Genomic DNA, 4,667 nt, shown 5'->3' with positions numbered 1-4,667 from the left:
CCCGCGTGCCTTTCCTGCCTTTTCTGCCTTTTCTGCCTTCAGCGTTACTGCGAGGGGGAGCCCCAGAGGGCTTTCCAATCGGAGAGGAGTTTGAGGGCGTCCATGGGGGTCATGGCGTCGGGGTTGAGGGCGCGCAGGGCGTCGAGGAGGGGGTGGTCTTCGTGTACGGGGGCAGGAGCGGTCGCAGGGGGTACGGGGCGGGGTTGGAGTCCGGGGAGTATGGCGGTTTCGAGTTTAGCGACGCGGGCCTTACCGCGGGCGGCCTCGAGTTGGGCGAGGATATCGCGGGCGCGCTGGACCACGGAAGCAGGGACGCCTGCGAGGCGTGCGACCTCTATGCCGTAGCTTTTATCGGCGGGGCCGGGGATGAGTCGGCGGAGGAAGACGATATCGCCGTTCCATTCGCGTATAGCGATATTCATATTGCACACGCCGGGGAGCGTTTGGGCGAGGCCGGTGAGTTCGTGGTAATGGGTAGCGAAGAGGGTACGGATGCTTCCTCCTGCGCGGCGGGAGAGTTCTTCGACCACGGCCCAGGCGAGGGCGAGGCCGTCGAAGGTGCTGGTACCGCGGCCTATTTCATCGAGTATGACGAGGCTGCGCCTGCCTGCCTGGCGGAGGATACGGGCGGTTTCCATCATTTCGACCATGAAGGTGCTCTGGCCCTGGGCGAGGTTGTCGGAAGCGCCCACGCGGGAGAAGATGCGGTCGACGAGGCCGATACGGGCTTCGGAAGCGGGCACGAAGGAGCCCATCTGGGCCATGAGGACGATGAGGGCGGTTTGCCTGAGCACGGTGGACTTGCCCGCCATATTGGGTCCGGTGATGAGGATGAGGCGGCGTTTTTCATCCATGACGAGGTCGTTGGGGATGAAGGCGGAGCGGCCGACCACGGCTTCCACGGCGGGGTGCCGGCCCTGGTGGATGGAGAGGTGCTGGCCTTCGCAGAGTTCGGGTTTTGTCCAGCCGTTTTTTTCGGCGGCGTGGGCCAGGCCCTGCCAGAAATCGAGCCTTGCGAGGGCGGAAGCGGACTCGGCAAGGCGCGGGCGGCTTTCGGCCACGGTGGCGCGCAGTTCCTGATAGAGGCGGTATTCGAGGCTTTTGCGTCTTTCGGCGGCGGTGAGCATTTTCTCTTCCAGCTCCTGAAGGGCCGGGGTAGTGAACCTGTCGCTGTTCACCAGGCTCTGGCGGCGCTGGAAATATTCCGGAATGGGGGAAGTCTGCTGGGCCCGGGAGAGTTCGAAGTAGTAGCCGAAGACATGGTTATAGCCGAGCTTGAGTTTGGGCATGGAGTTTTTCTGCTGCTCTTCGCCCAGAAGTTCCTGAAGGCGCGACTCGCCGTGTTCCGCAAGGTCGAGCAGTTCGTCGAGTTCGGCGTTGTAGCCCGGGCGGAAGAGTCCGCCCTCGGTGATCTGAGGGGGGAGATCGTCCTTCAGGGCGCGGGTAAGCAGGGCGGCAATGTCTTCCATGCCGACCCATTTCTTCACGATGAGGCGCAGGGCCTCGGGCAGGGTTTCTCCGCGGCGCTCGTCCTCGGTGGAGAAGCGGCCCTTTTCGGGCAGCAGGAGCGCGTCGCGCACGGCGGGCAGGGCGCGCAGGCTTTCCCTGAGGGCGGCGAAATCGCGCGGCTGGCAGCGGTTCAGGGCGATACGGGTGGAGAGGCGCTCCATGTCGTACACGTTTTTCAGGGCCTCGCGCAGGGCCTTGCGGATATCCTTGCGGGCCAGGAAGAATTCCACGGCCTCCTGGGTGCGGAGAATGGGGTCGAGCCTGCGCCAGGGGCAGCGCATACGCTCTTCGAGGAGGCGGCCGCCCATGGGGGTGCAGGTATGATCCATGACGGCCCAGAGCGTGCCTGCGCCGCGCTTTCCGTCCAGGCGTGAGAAGAGCTCGAGATTACGCTCGGTGACTTCGTCGAGAATGAGGTAGCGGCCCTTTTCCAGGGGGCGGAAGGGGGCGAGCTGGGCCGGGTCCTGCTTCTGCATGCTCTCAAGGTAGGCGATGAGCGCGCCGCAGGCCTGCATGAGCTGGGGGCTTTTTTCCAGGCCCAGGGCGGCGGCTTCCTGCACATGCTGGGCGGCGAGCACTCTTTCCTTTGCCTGGGGCAGCTCGAAATGGCTGCGGGCGGGCAGGCGCACCACCTGTATGCCGGGAGTGGAAGTGAAGGACAGGGGCACTTCGTCCTTATCGGGCACGAGAAGCTCGCGCGGGGCCATTTTGAGCACCCACTGCCGCAGCTCCTCCTTATGGGGGGATTGCAGTCCCGTCCACGCGCCGGTGGAGACGTCGAGCCAGGCGAAGGCCCCGGCCCCGGCAGCCTCATCCCAGAGAAAGGCCCCGAGATAGGTGTGCGCCTTGGCCTCGAGGTTGGCGTCTTCCAGGACGGTGCCGCCCGTCACCACGCGGGTGACGGCCCGCTTCACCAGGCCTTTAGCCTGCTTCGGGTCTTCCACCTGGTCGCAGACGGCGATTTTGAAGCCCTTTTCCACCAGCTGGCTGATGTAGGATTCCGCCGCATGCCAGGGCACGCCGCACATGGGCACGCCGCCCTCGTCGCGGCTGCGGCTCGTGAGGGCGAGCTGAAGTTCCCGCGCTGCAGTTTCGGCGTCTTCAAAGAAAAGTTCGTAGAAATCCCCCATGCGGTAAAAAAGCAGGGCGTCGGGATATTCCTTTTTGATTTCCAGATACTGCCGGTACATGGGCGTAAGCCTGGGTGCGTTGTCGCTCATACCTACCCTGACAAGGCGCACGGCAGAAGCCGGGCGGAAAAAAGAAAGGACCTTTCGCAAAGGCGCACGCCCGGACGAAAGGCCCCGAACAACGAGATGAAACGGCGCGGCATGCGCCGGAAAAAGCCTATTCCGCTTCTTCTGATTCCAGTTCCTTGACGGCGGCTTCAAGCTGCGCCTTTTCCGCGATGAGCTTTTCCTTCTCGGCCGTCACCTTCTCCAGCTGCTTCTGCAGGGAGCCGGCGCGGCGGCGGGCGGCGGAAAGGCGGCCGGAAAGGGTGACTCTGTCCCACATGAGCATAATGAGCACCACGGCAGCGCCTATGGCGAAGCTGATGAGCAGAAGCGCGTAGCGCGGCAGGGGGGCGGAAGTCATGGCCGGGGCGAACATGGGATCGAACTTCAGCGTCACCATGTCGGAGAAGGAGGCCTGATTCTGCACGAAAAGCATCATGACCAGGAAGAACAGGAACACCAGAAAGAATACCTTGATATAGCGCATGGGGTCTCCTTTGGCGGCACGCGCGCGGAAAAAGGTTCAGACGGAACAGGCCGACAGCGCGGCAAATACCGGGGCCAGCCGGCGGCGGGTTTCCTCAAGGGCTTCGGGTATGACTCTCACATCGCCGAGCACGGCGATGAAGTTGGAATCGCCGCTCCAGCGGGGCACGACGTGCATGTGGAGGTGCTCGCCGAGGCCCGCGCCTGCGGCGGCCCCCAGGTTCAGCCCCACATTGATGCCCTGCGGGCGGCACGTCTCCCGCAGGACGCGGCAGCAAAGCTGCGCCACCTCCATGAGTTCGGAGGCTTCTTCCGCCGTCAGATCCGTCACGTCGCCCACATGGCGATAAGGCAGCACCATGAGGTGGCCCGAAGCGTACGGATAGCGGTTGAGCATGACGAAGACATGGGCGGCGCGGTAGACGATGAGGCGCTCTTCATCTTCCGCAGGGTTTTCCGGCGCGCAGAGCACGCATCCGTCATGAGGTTTCGGCCCGAGAATATACTGCATTCTCCAAGGCGCCCACAGATTCTTCATAAAAACAGTCTCCTTTGCGCACAGTAGCACAGCCGCAGGGTTGCGGCAAGAGGCCACGGGCGGCTTTTACCGGCAGAAAGAGGCGAAAAAGGCGCTTTCACGGAGCTGTTGCGGCGCGCCCCCTTTCCGAAGGCGCGTAAGCTCCCCCTGTGCGCGGGAGAACCTTTGCCGGAAAAAGGCCGGAAGGTTCCGGCCCCGGGAACTAGAAGGTAAGGCGCAGGCCGAGGGAGATCTGATGCATGCGCAGGGAATCGGCCTTCAGGTTGTAGCCGCCGTAGCCCGTTTCGCCGTCGCCGGTGAAGAGGTAGCGGTAGCCGAGGTCGGCGGAGATGTTGGGCGTGAAGAAGTAGGAGCAGCCGAAGCCCACCTGGGCGGCGAGGTTCACATCGGTATCGGAGGAGCCGTAGTGATATTTGCCCACATTCACCCCGCCGCGCGTGTTGGCGAAGACGAGGCCGACGCCCGCGCCCACATAGGGAGTGAAGTCCATGATATTGGTGATATCCCAGTAGCCGTTGAGCATGAGGGTCTGGAGGCGGGATTCCGCATCGCCTATGCCCATGCTCTTATCCACGCGGCTGTTGTAGCCGTATTCGAGTTCCGCGCGCACGGGGACGCCGTGCATCACGCTGAAGTCATAGCCTCCGGCAACGGAAAAGCCGGCGATGCCGCGCGTACTGTCCTTGGAAGCGGAATAGCCGGGCACGCTCGCCTTCCAGTCGGTGCTCTGGTAGCCGGTGACGAACTTGGGGGCGACGTAAATGCCGCTTTCTGCGGCCTTCGCGGCGCAGGGCAGCGCAAGAAGCAGGGCGAGAGCGGCGGCAATGCAAGATTTCTTCATGGAAAACCCCTTGGTTGACATGTTCATTGTTGTCCGTGCGGGAAGGCGGCCCCGGCCG

At 63.6% G+C, this 4,667-nt stretch carries 4 protein-coding genes; all 4 read right to left on the bottom strand.

The window, feature by feature from the left end; translation table 11 throughout:
* Positions 1-44 precede the first annotated feature (44 nt).
* The 4 genes from mutS to K8W16_RS04700 all read right to left on the bottom strand — a co-directional run bounded on the left by mutS (position 45) and on the right by K8W16_RS04700 (position 4,609).
* Positions 45-2,729, bottom strand: coding sequence for a DNA mismatch repair protein MutS (gene mutS / locus K8W16_RS04715; RefSeq protein WP_304121564.1), 2,685 nt, complete (start codon positions 2,727-2,729; stop codon positions 45-47).
* Positions 2,730-2,856: 127 nt separating this feature from the next.
* On the bottom strand, positions 2,857-3,231 hold the full coding sequence (locus K8W16_RS04710) for a LapA family protein (RefSeq protein ID WP_304121562.1): 375 nt from the start codon (positions 3,229-3,231) through the stop codon (positions 2,857-2,859).
* A gap of 36 nt (positions 3,232-3,267) precedes the next feature.
* Positions 3,268-3,768, bottom strand: a complete 501-nt coding sequence (locus K8W16_RS04705; RefSeq protein ID WP_304121560.1) for an HIT domain-containing protein — start codon at positions 3,766-3,768, stop codon at positions 3,268-3,270.
* A gap of 202 nt (positions 3,769-3,970) precedes the next feature.
* Positions 3,971-4,609: an outer membrane protein gene (locus K8W16_RS04700; protein ID WP_304121558.1), complete on the bottom strand. Its 639-nt coding sequence runs from the start codon at positions 4,607-4,609 to the stop codon at positions 3,971-3,973.
* Positions 4,610-4,667 lie beyond the last annotated feature (58 nt).

Origin of the sequence: Mailhella massiliensis, from assembly GCF_020741395.1 — a bacterium.
Lineage (GTDB): Bacteria > Desulfobacterota > Desulfovibrionia > Desulfovibrionales > Desulfovibrionaceae > Mailhella > Mailhella massiliensis_A.
This window is presented reverse-complemented; position numbering and strand designations above follow the sequence as displayed.